Annotated in this window: 14 protein-coding genes; 9 read left to right on the top strand and 5 right to left on the bottom strand. The window is 67.2% G+C overall.

Translation table 11 applies throughout. The annotated features are described in order from the left end of the window. Positions 1-4: 4 nt before the first annotated feature. A complete protein-coding gene (locus tag CFB41_RS22620; RefSeq protein ID WP_089457939.1) occupies positions 5-688 on the top strand; it encodes an alpha/beta hydrolase in 684 nt (227 codons plus the stop codon). Between the two features lie 61 nt (positions 689-749). On the opposite strand, the gene CFB41_RS22615 is transcribed toward CFB41_RS22620, so the two are convergent. After that, entirely contained in the window at positions 750-2,261 is a 1,512-nt protein-coding gene (locus tag CFB41_RS22615; RefSeq protein WP_089457938.1) for an amino acid permease, read from the bottom strand. A gap of 108 nt (positions 2,262-2,369) precedes the next feature. After that, a complete protein-coding gene (locus tag CFB41_RS22610) occupies positions 2,370-3,776 on the bottom strand; it encodes an aspartate ammonia-lyase (protein WP_089457937.1) in 1,407 nt (468 codons plus the stop codon). Positions 3,777-3,917: 141 nt separating this feature from the next. Between CFB41_RS22610 and CFB41_RS22605 the strand changes: the two genes are divergently transcribed. Further along, positions 3,918-4,892, top strand: a complete 975-nt coding sequence (locus CFB41_RS22605) for a LysR family transcriptional regulator (protein ID WP_089457936.1) — start codon at positions 3,918-3,920, stop codon at positions 4,890-4,892. An 87-nt stretch (positions 4,893-4,979) separates the two neighbouring features. Here CFB41_RS22605 and CFB41_RS22600 read toward each other — a convergent pair whose 3' ends face one another. Continuing rightward, on the bottom strand, positions 4,980-6,044 hold the full coding sequence (locus CFB41_RS22600; protein WP_089457935.1) for an asparaginase: 1,065 nt from the start codon (positions 6,042-6,044) through the stop codon (positions 4,980-4,982). 321 nt (positions 6,045-6,365) lie between these two features. Here CFB41_RS22600 and CFB41_RS22595 point away from each other — a divergent pair, with 321 nt between their 5' ends. Beyond that, positions 6,366-8,606 carry a TonB-dependent siderophore receptor gene (locus CFB41_RS22595; RefSeq protein ID WP_089457934.1) on the top strand — a complete coding sequence of 747 codons (2,241 nt, stop codon included), beginning with the start codon at positions 6,366-6,368 and terminating at the stop codon, positions 8,604-8,606. A 45-nt stretch (positions 8,607-8,651) separates the two neighbouring features. Here CFB41_RS22595 and phnY read toward each other — a convergent pair whose 3' ends face one another. Next, positions 8,652-10,106, bottom strand: coding sequence for a phosphonoacetaldehyde dehydrogenase (phnY, locus tag CFB41_RS22590; protein WP_089457933.1), 1,455 nt, complete (start codon positions 10,104-10,106; stop codon positions 8,652-8,654). Positions 10,107-10,150: 44 nt separating this feature from the next. Next, positions 10,151-10,492, bottom strand: coding sequence for a GNAT family N-acetyltransferase (locus tag CFB41_RS22585; protein WP_089457932.1), 342 nt, complete (start codon positions 10,490-10,492; stop codon positions 10,151-10,153). Positions 10,493-10,763: 271 nt separating this feature from the next. Between CFB41_RS22585 and CFB41_RS22580 the strand changes: the two genes are divergently transcribed. The 6 genes from CFB41_RS22580 to CFB41_RS22555 all read left to right on the top strand — a co-directional run bounded on the left by CFB41_RS22580 (position 10,764) and on the right by CFB41_RS22555 (position 20,338). Continuing rightward, on the top strand, positions 10,764-12,290 hold the full coding sequence (locus CFB41_RS22580; RefSeq protein ID WP_089457931.1) for a PLP-dependent aminotransferase family protein: 1,527 nt from the start codon (positions 10,764-10,766) through the stop codon (positions 12,288-12,290). A 481-nt stretch (positions 12,291-12,771) separates the two neighbouring features. After that, positions 12,772-15,657, top strand: coding sequence for a GH92 family glycosyl hydrolase (locus tag CFB41_RS22575; protein ID WP_089457930.1), 2,886 nt, complete (start codon positions 12,772-12,774; stop codon positions 15,655-15,657). A 377-nt stretch (positions 15,658-16,034) separates the two neighbouring features. Continuing rightward, positions 16,035-16,433, top strand: coding sequence for a nuclear transport factor 2 family protein (locus CFB41_RS22570; protein WP_089457929.1), 399 nt, complete (start codon positions 16,035-16,037; stop codon positions 16,431-16,433). A gap of 160 nt (positions 16,434-16,593) precedes the next feature. Then, a complete protein-coding gene (gene xsc, locus CFB41_RS22565; RefSeq protein WP_089442844.1) occupies positions 16,594-18,411 on the top strand; it encodes a sulfoacetaldehyde acetyltransferase in 1,818 nt (605 codons plus the stop codon). Between the two features lie 128 nt (positions 18,412-18,539). Beyond that, positions 18,540-19,574, top strand: coding sequence for a phosphate acetyltransferase (gene pta, locus CFB41_RS22560; RefSeq protein WP_089457928.1), 1,035 nt, complete (start codon positions 18,540-18,542; stop codon positions 19,572-19,574). Then, positions 19,571-20,338 (top strand): sulfite exporter TauE/SafE family protein, encoded by a 768-nt coding sequence (locus tag CFB41_RS22555; protein WP_089457927.1) that lies wholly within the window; start codon positions 19,571-19,573, stop codon positions 20,336-20,338. The genes pta and CFB41_RS22555 overlap by 4 nt, the downstream gene beginning before the upstream one ends. Positions 20,339-20,353: the final 15 nt, after the last annotated feature.

Raw genomic sequence — 20,353 nt, 5'->3', positions numbered from 1 at the left:
CCCAATGACCGACGTCCTGCCGCTGACCACCGATCCCGAGTCGGGCCTCCAGTACCGGCTGCGCCCGGCCGCCGGCCGCCCCGCTGCCCGCCTGTTGCTGCTGCATGGCGTCGGCGGCAACGAAACCAACCTGCTGAACCTGGCCGACGTCATCGATCCGCGCATCGAGATCGCCTTCCTGCGCGCGCCGCTCGCGTTCGGGCCCGACCAGCACGCGTGGTTTCCGGTGCGCTTCGGCCCGAACGGCCCCGAAATCGACGCGGCCTGCGCGGACGCGAGCCGACTCAAGCTGATCACGCTGCTCGGCAGCTTCCGTGGCAACGATGACGCAGGCGCCGCGTTACCGACCGTGATTGCCGGCTTCAGCCAGGGCGGCATCATGAGCGCGAGCGTCGGCCTCACGTCGCCGCAGGACGTCACCGCATTCGCAGTGCTGTGCGGGCGCATCCTGCCCGAAATCGATCCGCTGATCGCGCCGCGCGATGCCCTTCGCCCGCTCCACGCGCTGATCGTGCACGGCCGCTTCGACGACAAGCTGCCCGTCGCGTGGGCCGACACCGCCGACGCGAAACTCACGGCGCTCGGCGTCGCGCACGATACGCGGCTGTATGCGGCCGGCCACGAACTGACCGCGGAGATGGCCGGCTCGTTCGCCCGATGGGTCGGCGAACGAGCCGGTTTGAACTGACCTGAGCGGCACGCCGGGGCGCCGGCCGCGAACGACCCGGCGCGCCCGGCGCATACCGTCTTCAGGCGCCCCGCGCCGGATCGGCAACGGCGCGCGTAGCCGCCGACACAAGCGCATCCGCCGCCTGCTCCCGCGCGGCACCGCGCTTCGCCAGCTTCCAGCCGACCACCAGCGCGAGCACGACGACCGGAATCGTTGCGATGGTCCACGTGCCGCCCGGATAGTCGAATGCCATCAGCACCAGCACGCCGACGAGGAAGGCCAGCGTGAGCCACGACGTGAACGGCGCGCCGGGCATCCGGAACGACACGGCCTTCAGCTCGCCGCGATCGACCGCGCGACGGAACAGGATCTGGCACATGACGATGAAGCCCCACGTCGTGATGATCCCGAGCGACGCCATGTTCAGCACGATCTCGAACGCCTGGGCCGGCACGATGTAGTTCAGCGGCACGCCGATCGCATTGATCGCGACCGTGATCAGGATCCCGCCGTACGGGACGCCGCGTGCGTTCATCCGCGACACGAAGCGCGGCGCCGATCCGCCCATCGCGAGCGAGCGCAGCACGCGCCCGGTCGAATAGAGGCCGGAGTTCAGGCTCGACAGCGCGGCGGTCAGCACGACGACGTTCATCACGGTGCCGACGTACGGCACGCCGAGCTTGCTGAAGAACGTCACGAACGGGCTTTCGTGCGCGCTGTACGCCGTCCACGGTAGCAGCATCGTCAACAGCACGACCGAGCCGACGTAGAACAGCGCGATGCGCCACATCACGCTGTTGATGGCTTTCGGCAAGACCTTGCGCGCATCGGCCGTCTCGCCCGCCGCGACGCCGACGAGCTCGATGCTCGCGTACGCAAATACGACGCCCTGCACGATCAGCACGGCCGGCAGGATGCCGTGCGGGAAGATCCCGCCGTGATCCGCGACCAGGTGAAGCCCCGGCATCTGCCCGGCGACCGGATGGCCGCTCGCGAGAAACACGGCGCCGACCGCGAGGAACACCGCGAGCGTCCCCACCTTGACGAGCGAGAACCAGAACTCCATCTCGCCGAACACCTTCACGCCGATCATGTTCATCACCGACACGATCCCGAGCGCGCCGAGCGCGAACACCCACTGCGGCACGTCCGTGAACACGGCCCAGTACTTCATGTAGATCGCGACCGCGGTGATGTCGACGATGCCGGTGGTCGCCCAGTTCAGGTAGTACATCCAGCCCGCGACGAACGAGGCGCGTTCGCCCATGAACTCCCGCGCATACGACACGAAGCTGCCGCTGGTCGGCCGGTGCATCACGAGCTCGCCGAGCGCGCGCATGATCAGGAACGCGAACACGCCGCAGACGAGGTACACGAGCGCGAGCGCCGGCCCCGCGTGCTGCAGGCGCCCGCCCGCACCGAGAAAGAGGCCGGTGCCGATCGCGCCGCCCATCGCGATCATCTGCACGTGCCGGGGCTTCAACTGCTTCGCATAACCGGCTTCGTGCGACGCGAACATCGCATCGGGGTCGGCATGTCGGGAATCCGCGCCGCCGGCCGAATCGGCCGGGCGCTCGCTGCTGTGGGTCATCGTGTGTCTCCGTTGTTTCTTGATGTGTCGCGCCCCGCGCGGGGGCGCGTCGGATGCAGCCGCGCGCAGGCCGCCGGCGTCACGCCGCGGCGGCCCGCGCGGCCGGCGTCAAAGCACGCGCGGCCGGATCAGCGCTTCGGGTTGCAGCGCTTCTTCGACCTGCGCAGCGGTCATCCACTCACGCTCCAGCACGACCTCGCGGATCGACTTGCCGGTCGCGTGCGCTTCGGCCGCCACGGCGGTCGCGCGCTTGTAGCCGATGTACGGGTTCAGCGCGGTCGCGAGCGCGACCGAGCGCTCCATCGTTTCGCGCAGCCGCTCGGGGTTCGCGGTGATGCCGCTCACGCAGCGTTGCGCGAGCGTCGTGCAGGCAGCCGTCAGGTGGCTGAAGCTGCGGAACAGCGCGCAGGCGATCACCGGCTCGAACGCGTTCAACTGAAGCTGTCCGGCCTCGGCCGCGAAGGTGATGGTCAGGTCGTTGCCGAACACCTCGAAGGCAACCTGGTTGACGACTTCCGGGATCACCGGATTCACCTTGCCCGGCATGATCGACGAGCCGGCCTGCACGGGCGGCAGGTTGATCTCGCCGAACCCCGCGCGCGGGCCGCTCGACAGCAGCCGCAGGTCGTTGCAGATCTTCGACAGCTTCACCGCGATCCGCTTGAGCACGCCCGACACCTGCACGAACGCGCCGCAATCCTGGGTCGCTTCGATCAGGTTCGGCGCGGTGCTCAGGTCGAGACCGGTAATGCGCCGCAGCGCCGCGAGCGCCTTCTCCGCGTACTGCGGATGCGCGGTGATCCCCGTGCCGATCGCGGTCGCCCCGAGGTTGATCTCGCGAATCAGCCAGCCGGCTTCCTGCAGGCGCGCGATGTCTTCCGTCAGCATCACCGCGTAGGTCGAGAATTCCTGGCCGAGCGTCATCGGCACCGCGTCCTGCAGCTGCGTGCGGCCGAGCTTCAGCAAGCCGGCGAACGCGTCGGCGCGCTCCGCGAACGCATCGCGCAGGCGCGCCATCGCTTCGAGCAGGTGCTCGACCGCAAAGCAGGTCGCGACGCGGATCGCGGTCGGATAGACGTCGTTGGTGCTCTGCGCGAGGTTCACGTGCTCGTTCGGATGCAGGTATTCGTACTGCCCGCGCGCGTGCCCCATGATTTCGAGCGCGCGGTTGCAGATCACCTCGTTCGCGTTCATGTTGGTCGACGTGCCGGCCCCGCCCTGGATGATGTCGACGACGAACTGGTCGTGCAGGCGCCCTTCGCGGATCTCGACGCACGCGGCGGCGATCGCATCGCGCAGCGGCTGCGGCAGCAGCCCGAGTTCGCAGTTCGCGTCGGCCGCGGCCTCCTTCACCGCGGCGAGCGCCATCACGAGGTACGGCAGCGACGCGATCGTGCGGCCCGAAATGTCGAAATTCTCCTTCGCGCGCAGCGTATGGACGCCGTAGTAGGCCTCGTTCGGAATGCTTCGCTTACCTAAAAGATCCGCTTCGACGCGGAAGCCGTTTTCTGCCATCGTGCCCTCCTGGGTGTCTCGTGCCGCTCGTCGTGCGTCGCTTCCCGATGCGACGGGTTCGCATTCTATGCCTTTGCAAAAACAACCTCACTTCTGTATTATCGAAAGCGGTTTTGCGTGGGACGCAACAACGAGACTCGAATGAAAAAAGGCGCAAGGGAAACCGGCATCGATCACATGGGCGCGATGCGCGCGTTCGTCAGGGTGGTCGAAACGGGGAGTTTTTCGGCGGTCGCCAAGGAGATGCACGTGTCGACGTCCACCGTCGCACGCAAGGTCACGGCGATCGAGGAGGCGCTCGGCGTCGCGCTGCTGCACCGCTCCACGCACAGCGTGACGCTCACGGAAGCCGGCCATATCTACCTGGAACGCGCGGTCACGCTGATCGCCGATCTCGACGACACCTTGCGCGTGGTCGCCGAGCTGAATGCGCAGCCGAGCGGCCCGCTGAAGCTCACCGCGCCGGTGGCGTTCGGCCGCCGCCATCTCGCGCCGCTGGTCGCGCCGTTCCTCGCGCGCTACCCGACGATCCAGCTCGACGTGCGGCTCACCGACAACCACAACGACCTCGTGGCCGGCGGCTTCGATCTCGACATTCACGAGGGCGAGAACTACCTGGACAACCTCGTCGTCCACCGCCTGTCACGCAACGACAGCATCCTGTGCGCGACGCCCGGCTATCTCGACCGCTGCGGGCGCCCGGCCACACCGGACGACCTCAAGCAACACAACTGCCTGCGCTACGTGCATCCGGAAGGCGATCCGCGCTGGGATCTCGTGAACGGCGACGCGCATCACAGCGTGCTGCCGGCCGGCAACCTCGTCACCGACCATTCGGAGCTGCTGCTCGAAGCGACCTGCGCGGGGCTCGGCATCGCGGAGTTCGAGATCTGGCTGGTGCGCGACCTGCTCGCGAGCGGCCGGCTCGAAGCCGTGCTGCCGCGCTACCGGCTGCAGAACCGGTTGACCGGCGAATACATCTACATCGCGTACCTGGCGAACCGGCGCAGTTCGGCGAAGCTGCGTGTGCTGAAGGACTTTCTCGCGGAACACCTCGCGCATATCGGCGAGCTGTCAGCGCTGGAGCTGGCGAAGATTCGCGGCGCGAGCGTGTAGCGCACGCGCCCTGGGTCAGGTTCGCGCCGCTGCGCACGGCCCGCGTCGCGGACCACCGGCAGCCGCGCAGCCGTGCATCCGCGCCGTTCAGGCCGCCTGCAATTCGAATGGGAACGTGACGTGCCCGATCTCGACACCCTGCGTGTTGAGCATCCGCGGCCGGTGGAAGCCGGCCAGCGGCGCGCGCTGCTCGGCCGTGCCGATCTGCAGCCGCTCGAGCAGTTCGCTGACGACCATGTAGAGCACGTCGAGATTGCCGTCCTCGATCTTCACCGAGATGCCGAGCGCGCCGTCGGCGCCCAGCGCCCGCGTGCGCTCGGACGCCCGCACGCCGATCCCGTAGCACGCATCGGCGCCGAGCTTGCCGACCACCTGCCCGTCGAACGCGTTCATCAGCACCGTGCAATAGCGCCCTTCGCCGGCAACCAGCTCCGGATACGCGGTCATCGCATGATGAATGCGCGCCAGCGCGCGCACGCGACCGGTGATGTCGCCTCCACCCGCTTCCACCGTGTCCGCCCCGTCGGCCAGCGACGCGTAAAGCCGCGCGAGCCGGTCCAGCGAAAACGCCGGCGTCGGCAGGTTGCACCCGTCGATGCCCCACTCGACCTCGTCGTCGCGCAGCCCGCACGCATCGGCCACCACGTGCTTCACGCGTACCTGCATCGGATGCTCGGGCAGATGGTAATCGGCGATCGCGGCGCCGATCGCCTGCGCGCCGGCCAGCATCCCGACGTGCTTGCCCGAACAGTTGCTGCACACGCCGGTCGGCGTGTAGTCGCGCTTGATCCATGCGCGGTACACCGCGTCCGACAACGGCGGATGGCCGCCGCAACGCAAGTCCGATTCGTGAGCGGCGACCTTGGCGAGCATCGCGCGCGTGCGTTCGATGTGCCGGTCCTCGCTGCTGTGCGACGCGCACATCAGCGCGATATCCGCATCGTCGAAGCCGAAACGCTCGGGCGCGCCCGTCTCGATCACCGACAGCGCCTGCGCCGGCTTGGCCGCCGAGCGCGCGAGCGTCATCCGGAACGGATCGCCGAACCGGGCCAGCAACCTGCCGCGTGCATCGACCACCGCCACATGGGCGACGTGCGTGTTCTCGATCGCATCGCCTCGGTACGTGACGACTGCTGCGCGTTGGGTGTCCATCGTGTGTTGTCTCCATGCTCGGGGCCTGCTTGCCGGGGCCCGTCCAACCGGTACGGCAGTGTATCGAGTCCCCGCCGCCGCGCATTGGCCGGTGATGGAAAGTGGTGTTGCACGCCACGCAAAGGCAATCCGTCCCCCACGAAAGCCTGACCAAATTAGTACAAAACCCATTCGATCGTTTACAGAATTAGTACCAATCCGTACAATTGCGACCGCAAACGCGAATCATACGCATTTACATTGACGTTTTCCGATGTTCCGTGCTGCCGCCCGGCATCGAGAAGACGCGCCCGCTCACCGAATTTTCTGCTGCCTCTCGATATGCCCGCCCAGTTCAAGACGAGGCCTCGCGCCCTCGTGTCGGCGCTGACCTGCTCCGTGTTCCTGACCCCGCTGCTCGCTTCCGCCGAAACCGCCCCTGCTCCCGCACCCGCCGCCGATCAGCCGGCCCCGTCCGCCGACGTGCAGGCGACGCTCCCGACGATCAACGTCAAGTCGACCGCGCCGTCGGACATGCAGGTGAAGCGTTCGCCGTCGTACAAGTTCACCGCGCCGCTGCTCGACACGCCGCGCTCGGTCACGGTGATCCCGGAGCAACTCATCAAGGAAAAGAACGTCACGTCGTTCGCGGACGCGCTGCGCACGGTGCCGGGCATCACGTTCCTCGGCGGCGATGCGGCCGCGAACCCGTCGGCCGATCGCCCGGTGATCCGCGGCTTCGAATCGCGCAACTCGATCTTCGTCGACGGGATGCGCGACTCGGGGCTGCAGAACCGCGAAACGTTCGCGGTCGAGCAGATCAGCGTGATCAAGGGCCCCGACTCGGTCTACGCGGGCCGCGGCTCGGTGGGCGGCAGCATCGACATCGTCACGAAGACGCCGAAGAACGACAACTTCATCAACAGCAGCATCGGCTTCGGCACCGATGGCTACAAGCGCGCGACGGTCGACGCGAACCACAAGATCAACGACACGACGGCCGTGCGCCTGAACGTGATGGGTCACGACGCGAACCAGGCCGGCCGCAACGACGTGTACAACAAGCGCTGGGGCGTCGCGCCGTCGATCGTGTTCGGGCTGAACACGCCGACCACGGTCACGGTCAGCTACTACCACATGAACTCGTACGACATGCCGGACTTCAGCGTGCCGTTCCGCGCGTCGGGCGGCACGCCGGTGCCGACCGATCGCGGGCAGTTCTTCGGGTTGAACACGCGCGACTACCGCTACGGGCAGACCGACACCGCCCAGGTGCGCGTCGAGCACAAGCTCAATGACGACTGGAAGCTGAAGAACACGACGATGTTCGGCCGCTCGACGCTCGATTACGTCGCGACGAACCCGCAGATCCTCGCGTCGAACCCAGCCATGCTGAGCCTGCAGGCGAAGAGCGGCAAGTACGCGCTCAACGGCTTCTCGAACCAGACCGAAGTGACCGGCAGCGCCAGCCTGTTCGGCATGAAGCACACGATGACGGCCGGCGTCGAGTTCAGCCATGAGCAGGCGCGCTACGAGGGCTACCTCGTGTCGGATTCGGCCGGCAACAACATCCGCTCGGGCGGCCCGTGCTCGGTGGCCGGCAACTGCACGCCGCTCGCGGGCGGCTGGAACCCGAACATGCCGTGGACCGGCAACATCGTGCTGAACGGCGACAAGGGCTTCCCCGGCGCGACGACGAACACGCGCACCGACACGGTTTCCGCGTACCTCTTCGATACCGTGAAGCTGTCCGAGCGCTGGCAGTTCAACACGGGGCTGCGTTTCGACCGCTATGACACGACCGGCAAGCAGGCCGGCGTGGCCGACCTGTCGAACACGTCGAACCTGTTCAGCTACCAGTTCGGCCTCGTGTTCAAGCCGGTGAGCAACGTGAGCCTGTATGCGTCGTACGGCACGTCGTCGAACCCGCCGGGTTCGAACGGCGGCCTCGGCGGCGGCACCGACCAGATCACCGCGACGAACCAGGATCTCGCGCCGGAACGCTCGCGCAACATCGAGATCGGCGCGAAGTGGGATGTGCTGCAGGATCAGCTGTCGCTGACGTCGGCGCTGTTCCAGACCGAGAAGACCAACGCACGCGTGAGCGACGGCCTCGGTCACACGGTCAACGCGGGCAAGCAGCGCGTGCGCGGCGTCGAATTCGGTTTCGCGGGCAACCTGAGCCCGAAGTGGCACGTGTTCGGCGGCTACTCGTACCTGAACGCGATCACGACCGATGCCGGCCCCGGCAGCCCGGGCGCATCGGGCCTGCCGATGGTGATGGTGCCGAAGCACAACTTCACGCTGTGGACGAGCTACGACGTGCTGCCGAAGCTCACGCTCGGCGCCGGTGCGACGGTGATGAGCCAGACCTATGCGTCGGTATCGGCGACGACGAAGAAATGGACGCCCGGCTACGCACGCTTCGACGCAGCCGCGACGTGGCGCGTGAACAAGACGATGGACGTGCAACTCAACGTGCAGAACCTGTTCGACAAGAAGTATTACTCGAGCGCGTATCCGATCTACGCGACGTGGGCGCCGGGCCGTTCGGCGATGGTCACGCTCAACTTCTATCAGTAATGCGGTTGGCGGCGGGCGGGCGCGATGCGCCCTTCCCCGCCGCGCTCACCACGGCAGCGAGTATGTCTTCACGTTCGTGAAGCTCTTCATCGCTTCCTGCACGCCTTCCTTGTAGCCCAGCCCCGAATCCTTCACGCCGCCGAACGGTGTCACTTCGAGCCGGTAGCCGGGCACTTCGCGCACGTTCACGCTGCCGACTTCCAGCTCAGTGATGAAGCGCGTGATGTGATCGAAGCGGTTCGTGCAGACCGACGACGACAGCGCGTAGTCAGTGCTGTTCGACATCCGGATCGCTTCGTCGATGTCGCGAAAGCGCATGATCGGCGACACGGGGCCGAAGGTTTCGTATTTCACGAGCGGCATGTCGGGCGTCACGCGATCGATCACCGTCGGCGAATACAGCGCGCCGTCGCGGACGTTACCGACCAGCAGCCGCGCGCCGCGCGCGATCGCGTCGTTCACCTGCTGCTCGCAGAACTTCGCGGCGGCCTCGTCGATCACCGTGCCCATGTCGACCGACGGATCGGACGGATTGCCGTACGACCACGCACGCGTTTTCTCGACCACGAGTTCCGTAAAGCGATCGGCCACCGCCTCGTGCACGAGCATCCGCTTGATCGCCGTGCAGCGCTGGCCCGAGTTTTTATACGAACCCGACACCGCGAGCGTGCTCGCTTCGTCGAGATCGGCGTCTTCCATCACGATGATCGGATCGTTGCCGCCGAGTTCGAGCACCGCGCGGCGGTAGCCCATGCGCGACGCGATCGACTTGCCGATCGACACGCCGCCCGTGAACGTGATGAGATCGATCGCCGGGTTCGTGATCAGCTCGTCGGCGATCTCCTTCGGGTCGCCGGTGAGCACCTGCAGCATCTGCGGCGGCAGGCCGGCTTCGTACAGGATGTCCGCGAACAGGTAGCACGACAGTGGCACCTTCTCCGACGGCTTCACGACGATCCGGTTGTTGGTGGCCACCGACGGCACGATCTTGTGCGCGACCTGGTTCATCGGGTGATTGAACGGCGTGATCGCCGAGATCACGCCGAGCAGCGGATCGCGCTGCGTGTACACGCGGCGCTTCTTGCCGTGCGGGGTCAGGTCGCACGAGAAGATCTGACCGTCGTCCTTCAGCACTTCACCGGCACCGAACGTCAGCACGTCGGCCACGCGCCCCGCTTCGTACGTCGAATCCTTGATGCACAGGCCGGCCTCGGCCGTGATCAGCGCTGCAATCTCGGCCGTGCGCGCACGCACGATGTCGGCCGCACGGCGCAGGATCGCCGCGCGATCGTGGCGCGTCAGCGTCGGCCGGTAGGCACGTGCGGCGGCAAACGCGCGCCGCACGTCGTCCAGCGTCGCCTTCGGCACGGTGCCGACCAGCGTGCCGTCGTACGGGTTGCGCACGTCGATGACCGCGTCGCGCCACACGCGCTGCCCGTCGATGCGCAGCGCTTCGTGCCGCACGTCGGATGCGGGAATCGGCTTCAGGACCGTGCTCATGTCGTCTCCGTCTTGATGCAGCGTGATCGTGGTCACGCTGTCGGTTAGCGCACCACCACCAGCCCTTCGTATTCGAGGCAGCGGCACAGCGTCGCCCAGGCCGGCGTATCGGGCCATTCACGCGCAAGGGCATCGATGCGGATCGGCCGCCCGAATTCGCGCGACGCGCACGCGAGTAGCGTGTGCGCGATGCCGCTGCGCCGATACGCGGGTTCGACGTACAGCCGCGTGAGCGACGGCGATCGCACCGCACCGCCACTGTCGTCGTCGATGCCGAGTTCGCCGATCGCCTCGTCGTCGCGATACGCGACCGCCGTCGCACGTGCATCGTCGAACACGATGCGGATCACGCGTTCGCAGCGATCCCTGAACACGACGACGTGCATGGCGCGCCTCTCCCTGGCATCACGTTGCAGACGAACGCGATGCGCGCACGCCTCCCTGCGCCCGCGAACCGGGGACTAATCCGGATCGTCCAGCGGCGACGGTTTGAGTATCGTCTTGCCACGTCGGCGCGCAGTAGTGCCAGACGGTACCTTTCATTGAGTCCACATCCGCGGCGCGGCGCGCGTATTCTCGCGACATCGCGCCCCTCGCGGGCCGCACGCACGCCACGCGCACCGCCTCGCGTTTCCCGTACCGATCACAGGAGGAAGCATGCCGAGTCGTACCCCGACCGCCTTATGGGCCCAGCAGTTCCGGCGGTCGTCGGCGTCGAGCCTGCAGGACCAGATCCGGCGGATGCTCGTGGCCGCGATCCTCGACGGCCAGCTCGCGCCCGATGCCGCGCTGCCGTCGAGCCGCGAGCTCGCCGACCAGCTCGGCGTCGCGCGCAACACCGTCGTGCTCGCGTACCAGATGCTCGTCGAAGAGGGCTACCTGATCTCGCGCGAACGCAGCGGGCACTTCGTGAACCCGAAGATGCTCGAGGGCGTGCCCGGCTTCTCGGCCGCCAAGCCCACTGTGCAGCCGGGCGGCAGCGAAGAAGCTCCAGGCCGCCCGGCATGGGACAAGCGCATCGCGCATCCGCCGTCGAGGCAGCGCAACATCGTGAAACCCGCGAACTGGCAGCATTACGAATATCCGTTCATTTACGGGCAATTCGACCAGTCGCTGTTTCCGACCAACGACTGGCGCGAATGCTGCCTGAAGGCGCTGTCGGTGATGGAGATCCGCAACTGGGCGCCCGACCTGATCGAACGCGACGACGAATCGCTGATCCAGCAGATCCGCACGCGCGTGCTGCCGCGGCGCGGCGTGTTCGCGATGCCGGACGAGATCGTCGTCACGAACGGCTGCCAGCAGGCGCTGTACCTGATCGCGGACCTGCTGTGCGGCAAGCACACGACGGTCGGTTTCGAGAACCCCGGCTATCCGGATGCGCGCAACATCTTCGAGAACCGCAACGCACGGCTCTTGCCGCTGCCCGTCGACGGCCACGGGATCGCGCCCGACGCGCTCGGCGTGACGCTCTCGCGCTGCGACTACGTGTACGTGACGCCGAGCCACCAGTGCCCGACTACCGCGACGATGCCGGTCGAACGCCGCCGCGCACTGCTCGATTGCGCGCAGCAGCATGACTTCGTGATCATCGAGGACGACTACGAGAGCGAGAACACGTTCTCCGGCACGCCGCATCCGGCGCTGAAGAGCCTCGATACGGCCGACCGCGTGATCTACGTCGGCAGCCTGTCGAAGACGTTCGCGCCGGGGCTGCGGCTCGGCTACGTGGTCGGGCCGCGCGAGCTGATCCGCGAACTGCGCGCGCTGCGGCGGCTGATGGTGCGCCACCCGGTTGCGTATATCCAGCGCGCATTCGCGACCTTTCTCGCGCTCGGTCATCACGACGCGCTGCTGCGCCGGCTCGCGCATGCGTACAGCGAGCGCTCGCAGGCGCTGATGGCCGCGCTCGATGCGCACTTGCCGGAAGCGCGCTACGTGCCGGTCACGGGCGGCGCGTCGTGCTGGGTCGAGGGGCCGCCGTGGCTCGATGCGACGCGCCTCGCCGCCGATGCACAGGAAGCCCGCATCCTGATCGAGCCGGGCAGCGTGTTCTTCATGAACGATGAAGGCGACGCGCGGCGCTGCTTCCGGATGGGGTTTTCCGCGATCCCGCTCGAGCGGATCGAACCGGGCGTGCGGGCGCTCGCGCAATGCGTGCGTTCGCAACGTCCGGGGGCCTGACCGGCGGCGAAAAGGCGTCGTGCGCCGGCACGGCGCACTCACCTGGAAGCACGCATGTTTTGCGCGCTGCAGCTGGAAAAACAGTTTCAACGATCGGCCGCGAGTCATCCTGCAGCGTGACTCACGGCCACATGCGTGCTGACCGCCTCGTCGGGTATCGATGAACCGCAGACGTGAGCACAAGACGCATCGCTTCGACCAACAGGTGATGTTCCGCTGCCTCATCGAACTCCGCCTACGCCACTCGCTCCCACACGCCGATACAGTGCGACTTCAACACGACATCGCCTGAATTCATTGCGTTTCGATTCGTTTAGTAAATCCAATAAAAACATTACAACTCTCCAAATCCGATTGACAACGGATTCGTCCAAATCCTAGTGTTACGACGCTGAAAGACGGCAACAAGCGACGACGCAGCAACGGTTCGATCGACTGGATTGCCAAAGAAAAAAGTGCGTGGACAACCGGAGGGGCGATCATGATTCGATTCACGACGCTCGCGGCAATCCTGGCCGCGGCGTGCACGTTGAGCGGGTGCGGAGGCGGTGACGGCAGCGACGGAACCGCGGCGTCGGTATTGGCGGCACGCCCGTCGGATGCCGCGGCCGATACGACCAATCTCGATGACAACCGCAACCTGTCGTTGACGCAGTACGTCGATCCGCTGATCGGCACGCTCGCGAGCAACTCGCCGAACCCGGTGCCGGCGGGACAGGCCGGCAGCGTCGAACCGGCCGCCGGCCTGCCGTCGGGCATGGTGCAGTGGGCGCCCGACACCAACACCACGCCGGCGCCGAGCAACAGCCAGGAGCCGAACTCGCCCGCCGGCTACTACTACGACATCCACTCGATCCAGGGTTTCAGCCTGACGCACATGCCGGGTGCCGGCTGCAGCGGCAACAACGGCGAATTTCCGGTCATGCCGACCACCGACCCGACGCAGCTCGCGCCAACCTTCAGTCATGCGAACGAAACGGCCAGGCCCGGCTACTATTCCGTGCTGCTCGACTCGCAGATCAAGGTGGAGTTGACCGCTACGCTGCGCACCGGCTTCGGCCAATTCGCGTACCCGGCCGGCAAACCCGCGCTGCTGGTACTCGACGCGACCCGCACCAACACCAAGACCTCGACCACGGGCGCCATCACGCAAGTTTCCGACAGCGCCATCTCCGGCAGCACGATCGGCGGCGGCTTCTGCGGCAACTCGGTGCCGGTGCCCGTCTACTTCTACGCCGCCTTCGACCAGGCCTTCACGTCGGCGTCGATTTCGCACGGCGTGGCTCAACTGGGCTTCCGCTCGGGCCAGACGGTCAGGATGAAGATCGGACTCTCCTACGTCAGCGTCGCCAACGCGAAAGCCAACCTCGACGCGGAAAATCGCGGCTGGGACTTCGCGGGCGTCCGCACGCAGGCCGACCGCATCTGGAACGACCGCCTCAACAGCATCCGCGTGGCGGGCGGCACGCTCGACGCGAAGAAAAAGTTCTACACGGCGCTCTATCACGCGCTGTGGGCACCGAGCATCTTCAGTGACGTGAACGGCCAGTACATCGGCTTCGACAACACCGTGCATCAGGTCGCCAAGGGCCAGCAGGCCCAGTATTCGTCGTTCTCGGGCTGGGACATCTACCGCTCGCTGATCCAGCTGAAGTCGATCCTCAACCCGTCCGAGACCAGCGACATGATCCAGTCGCTGATCAACGACGCGGACCAGTGCGGCGCGATTCCGCACTGGGTCAACGACAACGTCGAGGACGGCGTGATGCCGGGTGACGCCGGTTCACTGATCGTCTCGAATGCCTATGCGTTCGGCGCGCGGCGCTTCGATACGCGGTCCGCGCTGCAGCACATGGTGAAGATGGCGAACATCCCCGGCACGGCCTGCAACAACGTGACCACCAACGGTGGCCGCGCGAGCTACCTGCAGACCGGCTACATCACCAACGGCGAGTGGGGACAGGCTTCGTCCACGCTCGAATACACGAGCAGCGATTTCGCGATCTCGCGCTTCGCCGGCGCGCTCGGCGATACCGCCACGCAGCGCATGCTGCTGAGCCGCTCGGCTTACTGGCAGAACCTGCTCAATACCGCGCTGACGCCGCCGCTGATCGCGGCGCGCCGGTCGAACGGCGCGTGGATTCCCGAGACGCCGAGCAGCGGCGACAACTACGTGGAAGGCAATGCCGAGCAGTACACGTGGATGGTGCCGTACAACGGTACCGGCCTGTTCGCGCAGCTGGGCGGCAATGCGGCGGTGACGTCGCGGCTCGACCAGTTCTTCACGGTGCTCAATGCCGGCCTGAGCCTGCCCAACTTCTACATGGGCAACGAGCCGACCTTCGAGGTGCCCTGGCTCTACAACTGGGCCGGGCAGCCGTCGGGCACGCAGCGCGTGGTGCAGCAGATCCTCGCGAGCGCGTTCGGCACCGGCCCCGACGGCTTGCCGGGCAACGACGACCTCGGCGCCGTGTCGGGCTGGTATGTGTGGGGTGCGCTGGGCCTGTATCCGCAGATCCCCGGCGTCGCGGGCCTGGCGATCGGCAGCCCGCAGTTCCCGCAGATCGATGTGCGGCTCGGCAACGGCCGCACGTGGCGGATTCGCGCCGAGGGCGCGCCTGCGTCCAGCTATGTGCAGTCGCTGTCGATCAACGGTCGCGCCCACGATGTGCCGTGGGTCGCCTACGACGACATCGCGAACGGCGCGACGCTGCACTTCGCGATGGGCAGCACGCCGTCGCAATGGGGCAGCCGGAAACAGCCGCCGTCGTTCGGCGTGCCGGTGGCGGTCAACGCGGTCGACAGCTACAACAATCGCGGCTTCAGCGCGGACGGCGCGACCAATACCGACGGCCAGGGCGCGGACTTCGACGGCAGCCTGTTCAGCTACTCGCTGAATGCGCTGGCAGCGGCGGGCGTGCAGCCCGGCAAGCCGTTCGCGGTGGCCGGCGCGAGCGTGGCGGTGGCGGGCGGGCCGCTCTCGCTCGACAACACCGTGACCGTCGGCCAGACCGTGATGCTGCCGCCGGGATCGGCCGGCACCGGCGTGGTGGTGCTCGGCTCGGCCAACAATGGCCCGAGCAGCGGCACGGCGCAGCTGAATTTTGCGGATGGATCGAGTCAGGCTGTGACGCTGGCGTTCGACGACTGGACGCTGAATGGCGGCAGCGCGCATGCCAGCGCGGCGATCGCCGTCACGATGGCATACCGCAATTCGGGCAGCGGTCAGCAGGACAACGTGAAGACCTACATCTTCGCGCAGAAGATTCCGGTGCCGCCCGGCAAGGTGGTGACGAGCATCGTGCTGCCGCGCCAGGTGAGCGCCGGCAAGATGCATGTGTTCGGGATCGGGATGGCGGCTTCCTGATGCCCGCCTGACCGTCGGGGATGCATCGGGCCTTCCGATGTATCCCCTCGCCGGCCGGTGCTGCTGCCGTGCGGCCCACGGCCGCCGTGACTCATCGCGCAACGGCGACGCATTCGCGATACTCCCCTGCGGCTGATCCTTTTGCCCATTGCTCCGCGCCGATGATTTCCGTCGATGCGTATCAACGAACCCGCCGGCGGGCACCCACCGGGCGCCGGTAGACAGGCGCACCGGCCCCCGGCTTCTCCCGCTGGCCCAAGCGAATCCCCCCCACTGGCGCTACCGCCAAAAACGAGCGCTCACTAACGTGTCGATACCGCGTGCCGCATGCGCGCCAGCGCCTTGCGCACCGCTCACCATTCGACAGGAGACACGTTATGGCAGACACGCTCACCGCCCCCGTCACGGCCGCCACGCTCGCGGCATTTTCCGACGCCTTCAACCGGCACGACACCAATGCGTTGATGGGCTTCATGACCGAGGACTGCGTGTTCGACGCGGCCGGCGGCCCCGACATCCACGGCACGCGTTTCGTCGGCCGTGACGCGGTACGCGCCGCGTTCGAAGCCGTGTTCAAGACCTTCCCCGACGCGCACTGGGGTCACGGCCGCCACACCGTCGCCGGCGAGCGCGGCGTCTCCGAATGGGTGTTCACGGGCACGCACGCCGAAGGCTGGCGCATCGAGGCCGAAGGCTGCGACCTGTTCGAATTCCGCGACGGACTGATCGCCGTCAAGCGCGCCTTCCGCAAGGAACGGCCGAAGCAGCCGGCCTGAGCGCAGCGGCCGGGCCACCGTGCCCCACGTGCATTTTGAAACGAATCGATTCATTTCATTCCACATTCCCCGGCAGCGGGCGGAATGACTTGACCGGCCTTCCCCAGCAAATAGCATCTGGAACAAGACGTTCCATTAATTGAACAATCGGAGACAACCCATGAGCGAACAATCCACTTCCCTGCGTGCATCGGCGAACGGTCCGCAGGACATGACGCCGTCCGAAGCCTTCGTCGAGACCCTCGCGGCCAACGGCGTGACCGACATGTTCGGCATCATGGGCTCCGCGTTCATGGATGCGATGGACATCTTCGCGCCGGCCGGCATCCGGCTGATCCCGGTCGTGCACGAACAGGGCGCGGGCCACATGGCCGACGGCTATGCGCGCGTGTCGGGCCGCCACGGCGTCGTGATCGGCCAGAACGGCCCCGGCATCAGCAACTGCGTGACGGCGATCGCGGCCGCGTACTGGGCGCACAGCCCGGTCGTGATCGTCACGCCGGAAGCCGGCACGATGGGGATCGGCCTCGGCGGCTTCCAGGAAGCGAACCAGTTGCCGATGTTCCAGGAGTTCACGAAATACCAGGGCCACGTCACGCACCCGGCGCGGATGGCCGAATTCACCGCGCGCTGCTTCGACCGCGCGCAGGCCGAGATGGGTCCGACCCAGCTGAACATCCCGCGCGACTACTTCTACGGCAAGGTCAAGGTCGAGATTCCGCAACCGCGCCGGCTCGATCGCGGCGCCGGCGGCGAACAGAGCCTGGACGACGCGGCCGCGCTGATCGCGCAGGCAAAGTTCCCGGTGATCATCTCGGGCGGCGGCGTCGTGATGGCCGATGCGATCGAGGAATGCAAGGCGCTCGCCGAACGGCTCGGCGCACCGGTCGTCAACAGCTACCTGCACAACGACTCGTTCCCGGCGAACCACCCGCTGTGGTGCGGCCCGCTCGGCTACCAGGGCTCGAAGGCGGCGATGAAGCTGCTGTCGCGCGCGGACGTCGTGATCGCGCTCGGCTCGCGCCTCGGGCCGTTCGGCACGCTACCGCAGCACGGAATGGACTACTGGCCGAAGGACGCGAAGATCATCCAGATCGACGCCGATCACAAGATGCTCGGCCTCGTGAAGAAGATCTCGGTCGGCATCTGCGGCGACGCGAAGGCCGCGGCGATCGCACTCACGCAACGTCTCGAAGGCCGCACGCTCGCGTGCGACGGCTCGCGCGGCGAGCGCGCCGACCAGATCGCGACCGAGAAGGCCGCGTGGGAAAAGGAACTCGACGACTGGACGCACGAGCGCGACGCGTACAGCCTCGACATGATCGAGGAACAGAAGCACGAGAAGCCGTTCAGCGGCGGCCAGTACCTGCATCCGCGCCAGGTGCTGCGCGAGCTCGAGAAGGCGATGCCCGAGGACGTGATGGTGTCGACCGACATCGGCAACATCAACTCGGTCGCGAACAGCTACCTGCGCTTCAACAAGCCGCGCAGCTTCTTCGCAGCGATGAGCTGGGGCAACTGCGGCTATGCGTTCCCGACGATCATCGGCGCGAAGGTCGCCGCGCCGCACCGCCCGGCCGTGTCGTATGCGGGTGACGGCGCGTGGGGCATGAGCCTGATGGAAACGATGACCTGCGTGCGTCACAACATCCCGGTGACGGCCGTCGTGTTCCACAACCGTCAATGGGGTGCGGAAAAGAAGAACCAGGTCGACTTCTACAACCGCCGCTTCGTCGCCGGTGAACTCGACAACCAGAGCTTCGCGGCGATCGCGCGGGCGATGGGCGCCGAAGGGATCACGGTCGACCGCCTCGAGGATGTGGGCCCGGCGCTCAAGCGCGCCATCGACATGCAGATGAACCAAGGCAAGACCACGATCATCGAGATCATGTGCACGCGCGAACTCGGCGATCCGTTCCGTCGCGATGCGCTGTCGAAGCCGGTTCGCATGCTCGACAAGTACAAGGACTACGTGTAACGCCGCGTCGTCGACGCAACCCCGTTGCCGGCCGCGCGCCCCGCTCGCGAGGCCGGCCCTCCGGCCGGACGCCGTGCCCCGTGCGGGCCGCCGCATCCGGCCGTTTTTTCTTTTTCTCTGAGCGAACGATGAAAGCCCTCGACCGCATTCTCGACGTCGCGCGCCGCCAGCCGATGCGCATCGCACTGTGCGAAGCCGACGATCCGCGCGTGCTGCAGGCCGCCGCGCGCGCGACCCGCGACGGTATCGCCCGCATCGTGCTCGTCGGCAACCGTGCGGCCATTCACGCGGCGGCCGCGCGCGACGCGATCGATCTCGCCGGCATGACGCTCGTCGATCCGGCCACCGCCACGCAACGCGACGCCTATGCCGACACGCTGCATGCGTTGCGCAAGAACAAGGGCATGACGGCCGCTGCCGCGCGCGGCGCGGTGCTCGACCCGCTCTGCCACGCGAACCTGATGGTGCGGCTCGGCGACGCGGACGGTTCGGTCGCGGGCGCCGTGCATGCGACGGCCGACGTCGTGCGCGCAGCGATCCAGCTGATCGGCGTCGATCCGGCGTTCCGGATCGTGTCGAGCTTCTTCCTGATGATGCTGTGCGAACCGTTCCACACGATCAAGGGCGGGCTGATCTTCTCCGACTGCGCGCTGGTCGTCGATCCGGACGCCAATCAGCTCGCCGAGATCGCGATGGCCGCCGCCGACAGCGCGCATGCGTTGCTCGGCGAAGAGCCGCGCGTCGCGATGCTGTCGTTCTCGACGAGCGGCAGCGCGCATCACGCGGCGGTCGACAAGGTAACGGCCGCGACCGCACACGTGCGCGAACTCCGCCCCGCGCTCGCGATCGACGGCGACGTGCAGCTCGACGCGGCGATCGTCGCGGAAATCGCCGAGCGCAAGATCGCGCATTCGCAGGTGGGCGGCCACGCGAACGTGCTCGTGTTCCCGAGCCTCGAAGCCGGCAACATCGGCTACAAGCTCGCCGAGCGGATCGGCCGCGCGAAGGCCGTCGGCCCGCTGCTGCAAGGGCTGCGCCGGCCCGCGAACGACCTGTCGCGCGGCTGCAGCGCCGACGACGTGTATCACGTGATCGCGGCAACCACCGTCCAGGCGCAAGCGGCCGCGCAGCGCGCCGCAACCGGCGAGGCCGCACACGCATGACCGCCGACAAACTGGCGATCCTGATCGCGGTGATCGGCGCCGGCAGCTATTTCCAGACCGTCACCGGCTTCGGGCTCGGGATGATCGTGATGGGCGCGACGAGCGGCTTCGGGCTCGCGCCGCTTGCGACCGTCGCCACGCTGATGAGCGTCGTGTCGCTCGCGAACGGCGCGACCGCGTTGCCCGGACGGCTGCATCACATCGACTGGCGCGCGGTCGGGGCGGCGACGCTCGGCATCCTGCCGTCCGTCGTCGCGGGCGTGCTGCTGCTCGAATGCCTGAGCCGCTCGGCGGCCGACCTGCTGCAGCTGATCCTCGGCGCGGTCGTGCTGTACGGCGGCCTGAGCGCGGCGCTGCGCCCCACGCCGCTCACCGAGCGCTCCGACAACCGCAGCTTCTTCGTCAGCGGCCTGTTCGGCGGCTTGCTGAGCGGGATGTTCGGCGTGTCGGGGCCGCCGCTGATCTTCCAGTTCTACCGGCAGCCGCTGACGCTCGTGCAGATCCGCTGCGCGCTGATCGTGCTGTTCACGACGACCTCGGCCACGCGCGTGCTGTACAGCGCATGCGAAGGCCAGCTCGATCGCGACATCTGGCTGCTGGCCGCGATCGCGACGCCGGTCGTGATGCTGACGACGGTGGCCGCCCGCCAGTACCCGCCGCCGCTGTCGCCGGTCGCGTTGCGCCGGCTTGCGTTCGGCGTGCTGATGGCGATCGGTCTCGGGCTGATCGCGACGTCGTTGCCGCCGTTGCTGCATCGCGCTTGATGCCGCGCGGCGTGC

Origin of the sequence: Burkholderia sp. AU33803 (assembly GCF_002223095.1) — a bacterium.
Taxonomy (GTDB): domain Bacteria; phylum Pseudomonadota; class Gammaproteobacteria; order Burkholderiales; family Burkholderiaceae; genus Burkholderia.
Note: the sequence above shows the minus strand (reverse complement) of the source record. Positions and strands in the feature narration are given on the sequence as shown.